Origin of the sequence: Demequina subtropica (assembly GCF_000971235.1) — a bacterium.
Lineage (GTDB): Bacteria > Actinomycetota > Actinomycetes > Actinomycetales > Demequinaceae > Demequina > Demequina subtropica.
Window position 1 is genome coordinate 1 of sequence record NZ_BBMB01000008.1, and the last position, 16,432, is coordinate 16,432.

Sequence of the window (16,432 nt, forward strand, 5' to 3'; positions counted from 1 at the left end):
TTCCAGGCATGACGCCAGGCGTCACGGCCCTGTCGCTCGCTGGAGCAGAGCGAGGCGCTCATCGGGGGTGCCGGTCACCTCGAGGACCGTGGCTCCGGCGAGGGATGCCGCGTCCGCGTGCTCGAGCAGCGCATCGTTCATCGCCTCCCGAAGCTCGGGGTCCTCATCCTCGGACACGTGGATCCGATCGACCGCGGACAGAGGCAGGATGACCCAGAGGTCGACATGCGCGAGGACCGCTTCGGATCGCGCGAGCCCGGTGCGGAGCATCGTCGACGACCGCCCGCGGCGACCGAGGCCTACGATCGCGTCGAGGTAGGCGGCGAAGTCCATCGGGCCCCGCTCGGCGATCGCGTCGGCGCGCGCGGGCAGCTCCTCGAGGCGTGCGGCGGCGATCTCGAGCTGCGTGGCGAAGAGGCCCGCGTCGAGCTCGTCGAAGGCGTCGAGCGCCATCTCCTCGTACGGATCGGGGAGGACCTCGTAGGCCGGGTGGAGGCGCGCGAAGTCGGCGATGAGCGTGCTCTTGCCGCTTGCGTGCGTGCCCGACACCACGATCCTCATGCCTCGTGACCGTACGCGAGAAGGCGGGGAGCGGCGCGGTCAGCCGGCAGGCAGCGCCGGCAGCTCGGTGACGGTCACCGGGATCACGATGAGCTGGAGCGCGGGTGAGCCTCCGAACCTGCCCTTGAGCGCGTCCTGGAGGTCCGCGGCCGGAGGCGGCTCGCCGGGACCTTGGATGATCACCCGGAGGCCGTCGCTCGAGATGGTCACGCTCTGGATCACGAACTCGGTGTCGTCGCCGAGCCACCCCTCGACCGCCTTCTCGGCGTTCCGCTCCTGCCCGGAGGTCAGGAGCTGGCCCTCGGTGCGCACCATGAGCGGGAGGAGCACCAGGCCCGCGAGGATGACGAACGGCGCGAGGGTAAGGAGCACTCGTCGCGGATCCGTGCGCAGCACCCCGGCATGCGCGAAGCCTGTCATCACGAAGACCGCGCAGGCGGAGAGGACGATCGCGACGAAGTTGGTGAGGAACAGCAGGAGCGCTCCGCTCGCATCGGCGACGCGGCCTCCGCTGAGGCTCACGCCCACCACGGCGAGTGGGGGGACGAGCGCGACCGCGATGGCGACGCCGGCGATCGAGGACGAGACCCGCGTGTTGACCGTGGCGAACGCGCCTGCCGCGCCGGCGGCGATCGCGACGAGCATGTCGACCACGGTCGGCGCCACGCGGGAGGTGATCTGGGAGTTCGTGGCGAACGCGATGGCGACGGGAGACCATGCCGCCAGGCCGTACGAGAGCAGCACCGCCACCACCACGCCCGCCCCCACGAGCGCCGCGGAGTGGAACGCGCGTCGGGCCCAGCCGTTGACCAGGGCGCCGGCGAGCGCGACGATCGGCGTCATGAGCGGGGCGACGAGCATCGCCCCGATGACCACGGCCGTCGAGTCCGCGAGGATCGCGTACGTCGCGATCGCGACCGACAGCACCAGCATCACCCACCACGCGCCGAGCTTCGACAGCCTGCCGGGATTCTCGAAGTAGAGAGCCTCGATCTGGACGCTGCGTGCCTTGTCGCCGACGTCGGCCATGCGCACCCAGTCCCACAGCACCTCGCCGATCGAGGCATGCGCGGGGTCGAGCTCGCTGCCGGACTCCGCACGGCGAAGCCCCCACGCGACGAGGACGAGCCCGACGATGAGGGCGGCGGCGGCCGACGACACGATCGCGGTGCTCGCCATCTGCTGGGGGAACTGCGCCGCGAGCACGCCGAGCACCAGCGCCACGCCGCCGCCCGCCAGCCGCGGCACTCGATCCGGGCGGCCCCTGCGGAAGGCGGCGCCCAGCACCACGATGAGGCCACGCACGGCCACGTAGCAGCCGAGCACCAGGACCAGGACCGCGAGGCTGAGCGCCTCGCCTGTCGGGTCCCACCACGCGAGCACCGCGAGCAGCACCGCGAACGCCAGCGTCAGCAGGCCCCGGAAGGCGGCCCGCACGCGGTTGACCCGCCGCCCGAGCCATCGCCGTCCCGTCGCGGCGTAGAACAGGTCCATCAGCGCCGTGGCGCCGAGCGCCGCGACCGCGATCGCCTGCACCAGCCACGTGGTGGCGCCCGGCAGCATCAGCACCGCGCCGCCGGCGGCCGCCAGAGCGATACCGCGCACGGAGGCGCCGTTCGCCAGCCCATGGACGATCTCCCTGGTCTGATCGCGCAGCCTGGGGATCGCCTCGTGAGACGCGCCGTCCATCGTCACCGCCCTTCCGGCTCAGCGTATGGCTTGTGAGGCGAGGTTCACACGCGCAAGGGCCTTCCGGGTTGTCACGTGTCGCCCGGTGTGTCGTATCATTCTTTACAACGTTGCAAACCGTCCACGACTCAACGACGAGGAGACCCGCCCGTGTCCAAGGACCTCATCCCGAACCCCATCGTGCTCCAGCGCGCGGATCCGTGCGTGCTGCGTCACGACGGTCAGTACTACTTCACGGGCTCGTACCCCCTCTACGACCGCATCGTGCTGCGTCGCGCCGAGCGCCTCGAGGACCTCCAGGCTGCGGACGAGGTGACCATCTGGACCAAGCACTTCGACGGGCCGCAGTCGAACCTCATCTGGGCGCCGGAGATCCACCGCGTCAACGGCGCCTGGTACATCTACTACGCCGCCGCCGAGATCGGTCACCCGCACGCGGACGTGCCGGGCACCGCCGAGACCTTCTGCCACCGCGTGTTCGTGCTCGAGTGCACCGATGAGGACCCCCTGGCGGGCGAGTGGGTCGAGCGCGGCAAGGTCGACACCGGCTGGGAGTCGTTCGCGCTCGACGCGACGAGCTTCGTCAAGGACGGCGTCCAGTACCTCGTGTGGGCTCAGCAGGACTTCGAGATCCGCGGCAACTCGAACCTCTACATCGCGCGCATGGAGAACCCCTGGACCCTCGCGACCCCCGCGGTGATGCTCACCAAGCCCGAGCTCGGCTGGGAGATCGAGCGCTTCTGGGTCAACGAGGGGCCCTCGGTGCTCCAGAAGAACGGCAAGCTCTACCTGTCCTACTCGGCGTCCGGTACCGGCCCTGAGTACGCGATGGGCGTGCTCATCGCCGACGCGGAGGCGGACCTGCTCGACCCCGCGAGCTGGACCAAGAGCCAGGAGCCGGTCTTCACCTCCGCCCCCGAGAACGGCATCTACGGTCCCGGCCACAACTCGTTCACGGAGGACGAGGACGGCGAGACCGTGCTGGTGTTCCACGCCCGCACGTACACCGAGATCCTGGGCGACCCGCTGTACGAGCCCAACCGTCAGGCGTGCGCGCAGGTGCTGCCGTTCGACGCCGAGGGCAACCCCGTGTGGGGCAAGCCGCTGCCGATGACGCGTCCCGTGCCGAAGGCGCTCGACGTGCTGCCCCCGGAGGGCATGACGCAGGTCGCGCCCGCGTAGCCTCCTCCTCGAGACGCGCCGCCCGGGCGCATCGTCACCCGCCAGGGACGATGCGCCCGGGCGTTCGCGTGTCAGGGCTCAGGCCCACGTGCCTCGGGCGACGGCGCGCGCCGGGCGGGGTCGGGTCGCGGCCCAGATGGCCGTCGCGGCGCTCGACGCGACGGCGATCACCAGGCCCAGGTGCGCGGCGGTCGGACCGAGCAGCCCGGTGAGGGGCGAGCCGAGGACGCCGCCGAGGAACTGCGCCGACCCGGTGAGGGCCGACGCGGCTCCTGACGCGACCGCGGTCGCCTGGCCCCAGGAGTGCGCGCCGGGCAGCACCAGGCCGGTGCCGGCGCCGAACGCCATCGACGCGAGCCACCAGAACGCCTCGGGCGCCCCGAGCGTCGCCGCTGTCCATAGCGCCACGCCGCTCGCGGCGCTGATGATCAGCCCGAGCCCGAGCGGGCCCGCGGGGTGACGATGCCGCACCAGCCGCCGGAACACGATGTTCGCGGCGACGACGGCCATCGCATTGGTCCCGAAGACCACGGCGAACGCCGTCGGCGACCTTCCCAGCTCGCGCTCGACGATGAACGCGCTCGTCGCGATGTAGGCGTAGAAGCCGAACGCGTGCGTGCCGAGGGCGAGGGCGGCGCCCGCCACCTCCCGGTGCCGCCCGGCGCGCGCAAGCCCTCTCACGACGGCGCGCAGCCCGCCCGTGGACCTCCGCGATCGGGGAAGGGTCTCGGGCACCAGCAGGGTGAACAGGAGGAGCAGCACGCCGCCGAGCGCGGCGAGGATCACGAAGTCGGCGCGCCAGCCCCACGCGGCGGCGATCCCGGCGCCCAGGATCGGTGCGACCACCGGCGCGAGGGACGTCACCATCGCGAGGAATCCGATGCGCGACGCCATCGCGTGAGTCTCCGGCGACAGGTCGCGGACGATGCTGCGCGCCACCACGATCCCCGCCGCGCCGCAGAGCCCCGCGAGCGCGCGCAGCGTCACCAGCGCCTCGGGGCCCGAGGCGAGCGCGTCGAGCCCGGACGTGAGCGTCCACCCGGCGACTCCGAGCAGCACCACGCGCCGCCGCCCGAACCGGTCGCTCAGCGGACCCCAGAGCAGCTGACCGAACCCGATCCCGAGCAGGAACGCGGTCACGCCTCCCTGCGTGAGCGCGTCGGAGCCGCCCAGCTCGGTCTGGACCGTCGGGAGCGAAGGCGTGTAGATGTCGATCGACAGCGGCGCGAGGGCCGTGAGCGCCGCGAGCACGGGTAGCACGCGAGCCATCGTGGGGGGAGCGGCCGCAGGCTCCCCGCTCGCGCTCCATCGCATGGGTCCATCCTGGTACACCGCAGCCTCCGGCACCACGGGCCACGGCGCCGCGCGGCTCCGGTAGCGACGCCCACCGCCCTCCCCTAGGGTGCGAAGGAGACCCAGTCGCTGGCGCAACGAGGAGCGACCATGCCCGAGCCCATCCCCAACCCGATCGTCCTGCAGCGCGCGGATCCGTGCGTGCTGCGTCACGACGGCCAGTACTACTTCACGGGCTCGTACCCGCTGTACGACCGCATCGTGCTGCGTCGCGCCGAGCGCCTCGAGGACCTCCAGGCGGCGCCCGAGATCACCGTCTGGAGCAAGCCCGACGAGGGTCCGCAGAGCAGCCTCATCTGGGCCCCGGAGATCCACCGCGTGAACGGCGCCTGGTACGTCTACTACGCCGCGGCGCCGAACATGGACGTCACGTTCGACGTGCCCGATGCGGACGACACCTTCAACCATCGCGTCTACTGCCTCGAGTGCCTCGGCGACGACCCGCTCACCGGCACCTGGACCGAGAAGGGGCAGGTGGACACCGGCTGGGAGTCCTTCGCGCTCGACGCCACCAGCTTCGTCAAGGACGGGGAGCAGTACCTCGTGTGGGCGCAGCAGGACTTCGCGGTGAAGGGGCACTCGAACCTCTACATCGCGCGCATGGCGAACCCGTGGACGCTCGCGACGCCCGCCGTGATGCTGTGCAAGCCGGAGCTCGACTGGGAGATCGTCACCTTCTGGGTGGCGGAGGGGCCGAGCGTGCTCCAGCGCAACGGCCGGCTCTACCTCACGTACAGCGCCTCGGCCACGGGCATCGAGTACGCGATGGGGCTGCTCACCGCGGACGCGGGCAGCGATGTCCTCGACCCCGCGAGCTGGACCAAGAGCCTCGACCCCGTGTTCACGTCGGCCCCGGAGAACGGCATCTATGGGCCCGGCCACAACTCGTTCACGGAGGACGAGGAGGGCGGCACGGTGCTGGTGTACCACGCCCGCACGTACACCGAGCTCGTGGGCAACCCGCTGTGGGAGCCCAACCGTCACGCGTGCGCGCAGGTGCTGCCCTTCGACGACGACGGCGACCCCGTGTGGGGCAGGCCGCTCCCGCTCACGCGGCCGGTGCCGACCGGTGTCGAGGTCCTGCCGCCCGACGGCGCCGTCTCCTCTCGCTGACAGCGCCAACGGATCCCGCCGCGACACGCCGGCGATCGGGGACGATGCGCGTGAACCGGCCGGCGTGTCGGGATCAGGTCCGTTGCGGCTGTCAGGGGTGGGCAGGCGGGCGGGCGGGTGAGAACGGGGTTATGGGCGGAACGTCCTGCCTTTTGTTGTATGCGGCCAATTAACCTGATGCACAGACACGGGGTGCCATTGGAGGCATCTCGGGTGAACGGTCCCGGCGAGCATGCGCGAGCAACGATGCGCCCGCGCGCTCCACATCGTTCTGGCCAAGGTCGGCCACACCATCACGGAATCCCCGGAAGGGATGTGCCATGAGCGCACCTACTGCAGCCACGCCCGCCACCGGCGGCGGGTCCATCGTCGAGTCGTTGAAGCGCGGCGTGTTCTGGAACTACGGCGGCCTGTACTTCTTCTACTTCGCCATCTGGCAGATCTTCTTCTCCTTCCACGGCCTCTGGTTCAAGCAGGCGGGCATCGGCGAGGGCGACATCGGCCTCATCAACACCGTCATGGCGATCACCGCGCTGTGCCTCCAGCCGCTCTACGGCTACCTGCAGGACCGCCTGGGCCTCAAGAAGCACCTGTTCTCCTTCGTGGTGCTGTGCGGCGCGATGGTGGGCCCGTTCTTCGTGATCGCGTTCCCGGCGCTCGCCGCGTGGAATGTGACCGGAGCCGCCGTGGTGGCCGGCATGTACATGTCGCTCGTGCTGCTCGCCGGCGTGAGCGTGGTCGAGGCGTTCAACGAGCGCGCGAGCCGCGCCAACGAGTTCGAGTACGGCCACGCACGCCTCTTCGGCTCGATCGCCGGTGGAACCATCACCGCGATCGGCGGTTGGATCTGGACCAACGTCAACCCCGACTCCATCTGGTGGGCCGCCTCGTTCTGCGCGCTCGTGCTCGGCGCGCTGCTCTTCGTCGCGAGGGTGCCGCACCAGGCTGCCGAGAACGCCGCGCAGGGCGAGACCTCGGAGACCAAGGTCACCAAGGACACCATCAAGGGCCTGCTGTCGAACCGCAGCTTCGTGGGCTTCGTCGTGCTCATGTTCGGCACCGCCGCGCTCTACGACGTGTTCGACCAGCAGTTCTCCATCTACTTCGAGCAGCACGTCAACCACGGCGACCCCGTCTCGCTGTTCGCCAACGTGGTGACCATCCAGATCTTCTGTGAGGCGGCGGTCATGCTGGTCGCCCCGTGGTTCGTCAACAAGATCGGTGCGAAGCGCGGCCTCCAGCTCTTCGCCGCGATCCTGGTGATCCGCGTGCTCGGCTCCGCGATGGTCACCACCACCGAGGCGCTCATCGCGTGGCGCCTGCTCGCGGCCATCGAGATGCCGCTCATGCTCGTGTCGGTGATGAAGTACATCACCCGCATGTTCGACGTGAAGATCTCTGCGACCGCCTACATGCTCGGCTTCGGAGTCGCGAAGTCGCTCGGCGTCGCGGCCTTCTCCCTGCCGTTCGGCCACGCCTACGAGACCATCGGCTTCGCCGACGCGTACCTCATCATGTCCGTCGTGATCGTGGGCGTGACGATCATCGCGAGCTTCCTCATGCGCAACGACAAGGACCTGGACGATGCGCCCGCCGCCGACCGCGGCGAGCCGCTCGAGCGCGAGCTCGTCGACGCCTGACCCGGGCGTCGCGAGCACGATGCGGAGGCCGTCCGGCCTGGGGGACCTACCCAGGGCGGGCGGCCTCGTCGTAGTGTGGGGGCGCTGAGGGGTCTGAGGGAGGTCCGATGCGTCGCATCGTCGCGCTGTCTGCTTTCTCGAGCGCGCTCGCGCTCGTGCTCGCCGGGTGCACGCCCGCGTCCGACGCCCCGCCCTCACCCGCCGCATCGTCCCCGGCGACGCCGCAGCCGGCGGTGACCGCGGGCGCGGACGCGGGGGAGACCTCGGAGCCCACCACCACCGTGGTCGAGGCGCAGGAGCCCACCACCGCGTACATCGCGCGCGCGAAGTCGCAGACGGTCGACGTGCTGACGGAGCCCGATGGGGCGGGCCAGGTCACCATCCGCGCCGACTCCGTCCTCACGGTGCCCGAGCAGACGCCGCTGGTCTTCCTCGTGGATGAGATCCAGGGCTCGTGGGTCCACGTCTACCTGCCGGTGCGGCCCAACGGCTCGATGGGATGGGTCGCGGCGGACGATGTGGTGCTGAGCGCCACCGACTACCGCGTCGACATCGCGCTGAGCGAGTTCGAGCTCACGGTCTGGGACGGCGAGGACCTGGTGCTCACCTCCGACATCGGGCTGGGCACGGAGGACCTGCCCACCCCGGGCGGCACGTACTACATCCGCGAGCTGGTCCAGCCGCCGAACCCGGACGGCGCCTACGGCCCCTACGCGTACGGCCTGTCCGGCTACTCGCCCGTGCTCGACGAGTTCGCGGGCGGCGAGGCGATCATCGGGATCCACGGCACCAACGATCCCGAGTCGTTCGGCAAGGCCGTGTCGCACGGGTGCATCCGGCTGCCCAACGACGTGATCACGGAGATCGTCGAGGAGGTCGGGCTGCCGCTCGGCACCCCCGTCTACATCGAGGAGTAGGGCCCGGCCGGCGGCCCGGGCCCCGGGACGGCGAGAGGCCCGAGGGCTCGACCTGCTGAGGAAGGTCGAACCCCCGGGCCGCGTACGCCGGGGATCAGCCGGTGTACGTCACCACGCCGGCGACAGCGGTCGCGGGCGGGGCGTCCAGGACGACCACGATGTCCGTCGGGGGCTCCGAGTTGCACTCGGGCGTGGCCGGCGGGTACGTGACCGTGAAGGACGTGGACGGGTTGACGGTGAGGATCACCTCGACGTCGGGCTCGCGGGTCCAGCCGTAGTTGGCGTCGCCCACGGGCTCCCACGACTCGGTCGCGGTGCTGTACTCCCAGCCGGGCCAGCCGTCCGCCACGCCGTCCTCGTCGACCGAGGCCCCGGGCCACAGGATCTTGCCGGAGCCGATGGCGACCGTGCGCGTCCAGTTCTGGCTCGGGTCCGTCGGGTGGACGAACGTGAGGGTGGCGGTGCCGTCGCCGTCGTACTGGCCGTCAGGATCGTCGACCACGATGTCGTAGCCCAGGTAGGGCGCGTCGGCCGTGCAGACCTCGCCCAGGATCGATCCGTCGATCGACGGCTCCTGGGGCTCGTCGTAGGTGCAGCCCTCCGTCGCCTGCTCCTCGATCGTGTACTCGACCGTGAGCTCGGTCGCGCCACCGGGGAAGGCGTGGCCCTCATCGGCGATGAACGTGACGCTGTGGTCGCCGGGCTCCGTCGCGGGGGTCTCCGCGGCGGTCGCGAACTCGGTGGTGACCGTGTCGATCGACCCCGGCGCCGCGCAGGTCGCGGGCGTCACGGTGATGGACGCGCTCGCGTCCTCGCAGGGGATGACCCCCTCGAGCACCACGGTGCGGTAGAGCGTCTCGACGTCGATCTTGTCGACGAGCCACGCGACGATCCCACCGGTCAGGTCGAGCTGGTAGGTGGTCGTGGTCTTGAGGGCGAACTGCGTGAACGTCGTGACGCCGCACGCGGGCTCTCCCTCCCAGTCGCTCACCTCGACGGTCGCGGGCATGGTGCACGTGCCCTCGTCGCCGGCGGTCAGGCCCTCGGGCACCTGGGTCTGGAGGCCCGGGAGGTTGGTGCAGACGTCGACCGGCGGGATGGTGCAGTTGCCGTCCTCGTCGACCTCGTAGCCCTCGGGGACCGTGGTCTGCATGCCGTCGAGGTTCTTGCACACGTCGATGCGCGGCGGCTCGCACGGGCTGCAGGTGCCGTCCTGGTGGGTCTTGTAGCCCGCGGGGACCTCGGTCTGGACGCCCTCGAGGTTCGAGCACACGTCCACCACGGGCGGCGCGCAGTGCTCCGCCTTCTCCGCCTCGGTCATGTCGCGGCTGGTCTTCTCGGTGGTGGTCGACGACTGCTGGTCGAGCACCCACTCCCACGCGGACTCGTCCCACACCCAGTCGGTCGTGGTGATTGTCCGGGTCTTCTCGACCGTCTCCGTGCCGCAGGCGTAGTCGGAGACCTCCCACTGGCCGCGGTCGACCTGCGGCGCGGGCTTCTCAGGCTTCACGCGCTCGCCGCACGTGATCGAGCCCTGCCAGTGGTAGTTGGTGCCACCCACCTGGACCCAGGTCACGGCGTAGTAGCCCCAATCGGGCCAGCTCGAGTGCGCGGTGAAGTCGAAGGTCTTGGTGCCGGACCACGTGCCGCCATTGTGGTGGAAGTTGAGCGTGGTGGTCGCCTGCGTGACCAGGTTCTTGAACGTGACGTTCATGTCGTTGGCCTGGCCGACCGGCAGGTTCTCGGGGTAGGTCACCACGAGGTCGGTGCACGTGGGCGCCGGGTACTCCCAGTTCCAGTCGAAGCTGCGCCCGCTCGGGCACTCCGCCTCGCCGGTGTAGGTCTCGCCCTGCGCCGTGTTCTCGTTGGTGACGTCGTCGATGACGTACGAGCTGGTCTGCCCGTCCTTGAACCACTCGCCGACGGTGGCGCTCGCGTCGACCGCGATCGGGTTCTTGCCGGGCTTGAGGACCTCGTCCACGTACGGTGTGCCGGAGTACTTGCAGACCCACACCTTGTGGATCCCGTCGTTGCCCGGCTGGGTCTCGCCCTGCGTCGCCTGTGCGGCGGGCGAGATGCCGATGATCGCCAGAGTCGCCACGGCGAGCGCGACGACGTATTCCCTCAGTCTCATGTTGTCCTCCCGGCCTGGAGCAGCCGGGCGCCCTCAGCGACACCCATTCCCCCAGGTCGCACCCATGCTCTTGCCGGCCCCGCACAGCGTCAAAGGCGTGACGAAGGTCACATGTACGCAAGTGGCGCCGATATACGGGCGTGAAGGATGTGACGGAAGTGAGAGTGTTATCGGCTCAAGTGTGGCGGCGAAGCGGCCGATGCGGGGCGAATCGGGCAGGGCGTGTCGCCGCAGCGTCACCCCAGGTTCCCGGCCGTGCGCGGCTATCGCTCAATCGATCTTGAGATAGTGTGGGGGCATGACCGACCGTGCCGCCGTCCTCGCGGCCCTCGCCGACCCGCATCGGCTCGCGATGGTCGACGCGCTCGCCGAGGGCGACCTCGCGCCCGGCGAGCTGGGCGCGCGCAGCGGTCTCGCCTCGAGCCTCCTCGCGCATCACGTGCGCGTGCTCGAGAAGGCGGGCGTGGTGGTCCGGCGCCGCTCGGACGCCGACGGCCGTCGCTCCTACCTGTCGCTCGAATGGTCGCCGCTCGTCTCGGTGGCGGTCGCCGAGCGCGATCCTCGCGCGGGCGCCCGGCCTGCTCGGGTGGTGTTCTCCTGCACGGGCAACTCCGCGCGTTCCCAGATGGCCGCCGCGCTGCTCGCGGCGGAGCGCATCGTGCCCGTCGCCTCGGGCGGGACGGATCCCGCCGCGCGCATCCACCCGCTCGCGCTCGACGAGCTCGACAGGCGAGGGATCGTCCCCGCCGCGCTCGCGCCCGCGCGCCTCGACGACGTCCGCCGCGACGGCGACCTGGTGGTCTCCGTCTGCGACCTCGCGTATGAGCAGTGCGGCGGCGACCTCCATTGGTCTGTCGCGGACCCGGCTCTCGAGGGCACCACGCGTGCGTTCGCGGCCGCGTTCGACGACCTCGTCCCTCGGGTCCGGCGCCTCGCCGCAACCCTCGCCTCGTCATCCACGGAGAAGATCTCATGACCGACAAGCCCGCCGTCCTGTTCCTGTGCGTGAAGAACGGGGGCAAGTCCCAGATGGCGCTGGGCCTGTTCGCGCACTACGCCGGCGACCGTGCGAGCGCGTGGTCCGGCGGCTCCGAGCCCGGCGAGGTGCTGAGCGCCGGCGCCGTCACGGCCATGGCCGCCGTCGGGATCGACATCACGCATGAGCACCCCAAGCGCTGGACCGACGCCCAGCTCCACGAGGCCGACGTCATCGTGACCATGGGCTGCGGCGACGCGTGCCCGTACATCCCCGGCAAGCGCTACGAGGACTGGGCCATCGAGCCCGGGCCGTCCGAGGCGCAGCGGGACCAGATCGACGCGCGCGTGCGCGCGCTCATGGAGAGCCTGGGCCTCGAGCCCGGGCCGTCGGTGGTCGCGCCCGCCTGAGGCCGATGCGGCGGGGTCAGCCCGGGTAGCGCGGCTGGCCCTCGGCGGGCTCGGCTGCGCCCGCCACGCCTCCGACGTCGCCGACGCCCTCGACCGTGCCGTCGTCGGAGCCCTCCGTGGGGTCGGTGCCCGTCTCCGGCTCCTCGGTGGGGTCCGTGGTCGGCTCGGTCGTCGGCTCCGCCGTCGGCTCCACCGTCGGCTCCACCGTGGGTTCGGTCGTGGGCCCCACCGTGGGTTCGGTTGTCGGCTCGACCGTGGGCTCCACCGTGGGCTCGACGGGAGGCTCGTCGCACACGACCTCGCCGGTGTAGACGCCGTACACCACCTGATCGCCGAGCGCGGCGTCGATCGTGTACGTGTAGCTGCCCTCGGGGAGCTTCTCTGCCGGGATCGACTCGTGCATCCCCATGAGGTCGCTGTCGCCGTCGGTGTGGGTCACCGAGGCGCCCGTCGAGCTGGTGACGCGGAAGGTCCACGGCGACTCGGGTGCGTTGTCGTAGGTGATGTCGAAGAACATGTCGCCCCCGCAGGAGGCGTTCACGGTGATGCTGCCCCAGCCCGGGTAGTACGCCGCGGGGGCGATGCCGTCCGCCGCGGCGCCCGTCGCGACCGCGACCGCGGCCGTCGCTGCGACCACCGTTCCTGCCACCACGCCCAGCGCGTGCATCGGCCTCATGGCACTTCCCTCCGCTCGTTCGCGCAGGGCGCCGTTGCCCGCCTGTTGTTTGTATTGATGCAATCATCCTAAGGTGGGTGCGCTCCCGCACGGAGGGTCGCACGTCCCGGGTGAGGACGGGCCTAACGGCCCTGGCACGCGCCGCTCACGCGGGTGGAAGAATGGCGCGCGTGACCACGACGGCCCCGCAGTCTCCCGCCACCGCCGATGCCGCGGACCTCGCAGCCGATCTTGCGCGAGCGCTCGAGGGCGAGGTCGACGCCGGCACGCGGCGCCGCGCCGAGTACAGCTCCGACGCCTCGAACTACCGCATCCCCCCGCTCGTGGTCGCCTACCCGCGCGATGCCGACGACGTGCTGGCCGCGCTCGCGGTCGCGCGCGAGTCGCGCATCCCGGTGACGATGCGCGGTGGCGGTACCTCGGTCGCCGGCAACGCGATCGGTCCGGGCATCGTGCTCGATGTCAGCCGCCACATGAACCGGATCCTCGAGGTGGACCTCGAGAGCAAGACCGCCCGCGTCCAGCCCGGCGTGATCCTCTCGGACCTCCAGAAGCGGGTCGCGGGTGCGGGCCTGCGCTTCGGCCCGGATCCCTCGACGTCGACGCGCGCGACGCTGGGCGGGATGATCGGCAACAACGCCTGCGGTCCCCACGCCGTCGCCTTCGGGCGCACCGCGGACAACGTGGTCGCGCTCGACGCGGTGGACGGGATCGGGCGCCGCTTCGAGGCGGTGCGCGGCGGCGTGGCCGCGATCCCCGGGCTCGAGGAGCTGGTGCAGGCGCACCTCGCTCAGATCCGCACCGAGTTCGGCCGCTTCTCGCGCCAGGTGAGCGGCTACTCCCTCGAGCACCTGCTTCCCGAGCTGGGCGGCGACCTCGCACGGTTCCTCGTGGGCAGCGAGGGGACCCTCGCGATGATCCTCGAGGCCACCGTCGCGCTCGTCGACGTGCCGCCCGCGCGCCTCACGGCCGCGTTCGGCTACGACGACATGCCGGCGGCGGCCGATGCGGTGGTGCCGATGCTCGCGCACCGGCCGCAGGCCGTGGAGGGCCTCGACGCTCGCCTGGTCGCGCGCGTCGCGAATGCGACCGGACCCGTCCCCGACCTCCCCGCGGGGCAGGGCTGGCTGTTCGTCGAGGTGGGCGGCGCCACCGAGGAGGAGGCGCGCGCCACCCTGGCGGCGCTTGCGGCGGACTCCGGCACCGCATCGTGGCGCGAGGTCGCGGACCCCAAGGAGGCCGCGCGTCTGTGGGCGATCCGCGCGGACGGCGCGGGCCTCGCGGGGCGCACGTCCGACAACAAGGAGGCGTGGCCGGGCTGGGAGGACGCCGCGGTGCCGCCGGAGCGGCTCGGTGCGTACCTGCGCGACTTCGACGCGCTGATGGAGCGCCACGGTGTGGAGGGTCAGCCCTTCGGGCACTTCGGGGACGGCTGCATCCACGTCCGGCTGGGCATCCCCCTGCAGGAGGACGGCCGGCCGCTGCGCGCGTTCATGGAGGACGCGGCGGCGCTCGTCGCGTCGCACGGTGGATCGCTGAGCGGCGAGCACGGCGACGGCCGCGCCCGCTCGGAGCTCCTGTCCGCGATGTACTCGACCGAGGCTGTCGAGCTCTTCCGGGGCGTCAAGCACCTGTTCGACCCCGAGAACGTCCTCAACCCGGGTGTGATCGTCGACCCCGACCCGCTCGACGCGCACCTGCGCCGTCCTGCGGCGAAGAGCACCCCCGCGCTCGGGCTCGCCCTCGAGCACGATCACGGTGACATGGCGGAGGCGCTCCACCGGTGCACGGGCGTCGGCAAGTGCCGTGCCGACTCGATCGTCTCCGGCTCGGGCTTCATGTGTCCCAGCTATCAGGCCACGGGCGACGAGAAGGACGTGACCCGGGGCCGTGCCAGGGTGCTGCAGGATGCGCTCAACGGCACCCTCGTGGGCGGTCTCACCTCGCCCGAGGTGCTCGAGAGCCTGGACCTGTGCCTCAGCTGCAAGGCCTGCAGCAGCGACTGCCCGAGCGGCGTGGACATGGCGGCGTACAAGTCCGAGGTGCTGCACCAGACCTACCGGGGCAGGCTGCGCCCGATGACGCACTACTCGATCGGCTGGCTGCCGCGCTGGCTCAAGGTGGTCGGCCTGGCGCCGCGCCTGATCTCCGCGATCCTCAAGCCGGACTGGATCCAGCGGCTCGTGGTGCCGGTCGCAGGCATGGACAAGCGCCGCCGGCTGCCCGAGTTCAAGGTCCCCTTCCGGCGCTCCGAGGTCGCACGCCGACGTCGCGCGGATCCCGCGCGGGCCACGCGCCTGGACAACCTGGTGGTGCTCTGGGCGGACTCGTTCACCGACGGCCTGGACCCGCAGATCCCCACCGCGATCGTCGACGTGCTCGAGGACGCGGGGCTCGACGTGGTGGTGGTCGCCGGCGACGCGTGCTGCGGGGTGACCTGGATCTCAACGGGGCAGCTCGACGGCGCCAAGAAGCACCTGTCGCATCTGCTCGGGGTGCTGGGGCCGTGGGCCGTCAACGGCGTGCCGATCGTGGGTGTCGAGCCGAGCTGCATGGCGGTGCTCCGGGGCGACCTCGTCGAGCTCCTCCCGGACGACCCGCGCGCCCGTGCCGTGGCATCGTCCACGTACACGCTGGCCGAGGTGCTGACCGGGCGCGCGCCCGCGAAGCCTCGCGAGGACTGGCGCCCGCCGGACCTCAGCGACGTCACCGCCGTGGTCCAGCCGCACTGCCACCAGTACTCCGTGCTGGGCTTCGCCGCCGACCGCGAGCTGCTCGCGCGCGCGGGAGCCGCCGTCACGGAGACCGCGGGCTGCTGCGGTCTCGCGGGCAACTGGGGTACCGAGAAGGGCCACTACGACACGTCGGTCGCGGTGGCGGAGAACTCGCTGCTGCCCGCGCTGCGCGAGGCGCCCCCGGGGTCGCTCTACCTCGCCGACGGCGTCTCGTGCCGGACGCAGGCGGACGACCTCGCGGGGGTGCAGGGCCGGCACCTCGCGGAGCTGCTGCGCGAGAGGCGTGGAGGCGCGGCGCGGTGAGGTGGCCGCGCGCAGGCATCGCCGTCCTTGCGATGGCGATCACCGCGTGCACCGTCGCGGAGACTCGAACGCCGGGTGACGGTTCGGCTGCCGCGGCGCCGCCCAGCGGGCTTCCGTCCGCGTCGTCCATCGCGGAGCAGTCGCCCGCGGCGGTCGCCGCGCCCGTCGAGATCGTCGTGGTCGGCGACTCGCTGTCGCTCGGCGACTCGACCGCGTTCACTGCCGACGGGCTGGGTGAAGGGTCGTTCGTGTACTGGGCGCTGGGCGAGGACGTGCGGTTCGTCGGGGGCGATGCGATCCCGGGCGCCACATCGACGCGGATGCGCGACCGGCTCCTCAAGGGCTCGCTTGTGATCCCGGCCTGCGACGTCCTGGTACTCGCTCTCGGCACCAACGATCTCGGCTTCGGGGTGGCCTTCGACGACACCTCGCAGGCCCTCGTGTCCCTCGCCGAGGGCGGCGCTGCGCCGCGCACGATGCTGCTCGCGATCCCTCCCTATGGTCGCGAGGACCAGCCGCCGTCCGTGAGCTACAACCAGCGGCTCGCGATGCTCGCGAGCGAGCAGGGGTGGGAGTTCGTCGACGCCGCGGTGCCCGCCCGGGATGGCGGTGGGTGGGCGGAAGGGATGACGAGCGACGGCATCCACTACTCCGGAGACGTCGTGCGCCTGGTGGGCGAGGTGCTCGCCGACGCGTTGGTGTCCTCGCCTGGGTGAGGGCAGGAAATCTCCTCGTCACCCCAG

At 71.4% G+C, this 16,432-nt stretch carries 13 protein-coding genes; 8 read left to right on the forward strand and 5 right to left on the reverse strand.

All coding sequences use genetic code 11. The annotated features are described in order from the left end of the window. Positions 1–21: 21 nt before the first annotated feature. Positions 22–561, reverse strand: coding sequence for an AAA family ATPase (locus AOM06_RS07955; RefSeq protein WP_062304365.1), 540 nt, complete (start codon positions 559–561; stop codon positions 22–24). A 39-nt stretch (positions 562–600) separates the two neighbouring features. Beyond that, positions 601–2,250 carry a DUF389 domain-containing protein gene (locus tag AOM06_RS07960; RefSeq protein WP_156163630.1) on the reverse strand — a complete coding sequence of 550 codons (1,650 nt, stop codon included), beginning with the start codon at positions 2,248–2,250 and terminating at the stop codon, positions 601–603. 150 nt (positions 2,251–2,400) lie between these two features. Between AOM06_RS07960 and AOM06_RS07965 the strand changes: the two genes are divergently transcribed. After that, complete coding sequence (locus AOM06_RS07965; RefSeq protein WP_062304370.1) at positions 2,401–3,432, forward strand: glycoside hydrolase family 43 protein; 1,032 nt, start codon at positions 2,401–2,403, stop codon at positions 3,430–3,432. Between the two features lie 78 nt (positions 3,433–3,510). On the opposite strand, the gene AOM06_RS07970 is transcribed toward AOM06_RS07965, so the two are convergent. Next, a complete protein-coding gene (locus tag AOM06_RS07970; RefSeq protein ID WP_169747738.1) occupies positions 3,511–4,692 on the reverse strand; it encodes a Bcr/CflA family efflux MFS transporter in 1,182 nt (393 codons plus the stop codon). 183 nt (positions 4,693–4,875) lie between these two features. On the opposite strand from AOM06_RS07970, the gene AOM06_RS07975 reads away from it, so the two are divergent. From AOM06_RS07975 to AOM06_RS07985, 3 genes are all read left to right on the forward strand, one after another. Then, a complete protein-coding gene (locus AOM06_RS07975) occupies positions 4,876–5,898 on the forward strand; it encodes a glycoside hydrolase family 43 protein (protein WP_062304376.1) in 1,023 nt (340 codons plus the stop codon). Positions 5,899–6,218: 320 nt separating this feature from the next. Beyond that, a complete protein-coding gene (locus AOM06_RS07980; RefSeq protein ID WP_062304378.1) occupies positions 6,219–7,538 on the forward strand; it encodes an oligosaccharide MFS transporter in 1,320 nt (439 codons plus the stop codon). Between the two features lie 107 nt (positions 7,539–7,645). Then, positions 7,646–8,455, forward strand: a complete 810-nt coding sequence (locus AOM06_RS07985) for a L,D-transpeptidase (RefSeq protein WP_062304381.1) — start codon at positions 7,646–7,648, stop codon at positions 8,453–8,455. 94 nt (positions 8,456–8,549) lie between these two features. On the opposite strand, the gene AOM06_RS07990 is transcribed toward AOM06_RS07985, so the two are convergent. Then, entirely contained in the window at positions 8,550–10,589 is a 2,040-nt protein-coding gene (locus AOM06_RS07990; RefSeq protein ID WP_156163631.1) for a hypothetical protein, read from the reverse strand. 298 nt (positions 10,590–10,887) lie between these two features. Between AOM06_RS07990 and AOM06_RS07995 the strand changes: the two genes are divergently transcribed. Beyond that, positions 10,888–11,565: an arsenate reductase/protein-tyrosine-phosphatase family protein gene (locus AOM06_RS07995; RefSeq protein WP_062304386.1), complete on the forward strand. Its 678-nt coding sequence runs from the start codon at positions 10,888–10,890 to the stop codon at positions 11,563–11,565. Beyond that, on the forward strand, positions 11,562–11,975 hold the full coding sequence (locus AOM06_RS08000) for an arsenate reductase/protein-tyrosine-phosphatase family protein (RefSeq protein ID WP_062304389.1): 414 nt from the start codon (positions 11,562–11,564) through the stop codon (positions 11,973–11,975). The genes AOM06_RS07995 and AOM06_RS08000 overlap by 4 nt, the downstream gene beginning before the upstream one ends. Positions 11,976–11,991: 16 nt before the next feature. On the opposite strand, the gene AOM06_RS14750 is transcribed toward AOM06_RS08000, so the two are convergent. Beyond that, positions 11,992–12,651 (reverse strand): PT domain-containing protein, encoded by a 660-nt coding sequence (locus AOM06_RS14750; protein ID WP_156163632.1) that lies wholly within the window; start codon positions 12,649–12,651, stop codon positions 11,992–11,994. A gap of 161 nt (positions 12,652–12,812) precedes the next feature. Here AOM06_RS14750 and AOM06_RS08010 point away from each other — a divergent pair, with 161 nt between their 5' ends. After that, positions 12,813–15,689, forward strand: a complete 2,877-nt coding sequence (locus AOM06_RS08010; RefSeq protein WP_062304394.1) for an FAD-binding and (Fe-S)-binding domain-containing protein — start codon at positions 12,813–12,815, stop codon at positions 15,687–15,689. Continuing rightward, positions 15,686–16,405, forward strand: a complete 720-nt coding sequence (locus AOM06_RS08015; protein WP_062304397.1) for an SGNH/GDSL hydrolase family protein — start codon at positions 15,686–15,688, stop codon at positions 16,403–16,405. The genes AOM06_RS08010 and AOM06_RS08015 overlap by 4 nt, the downstream gene beginning before the upstream one ends. Positions 16,406–16,432 lie beyond the last annotated feature (27 nt).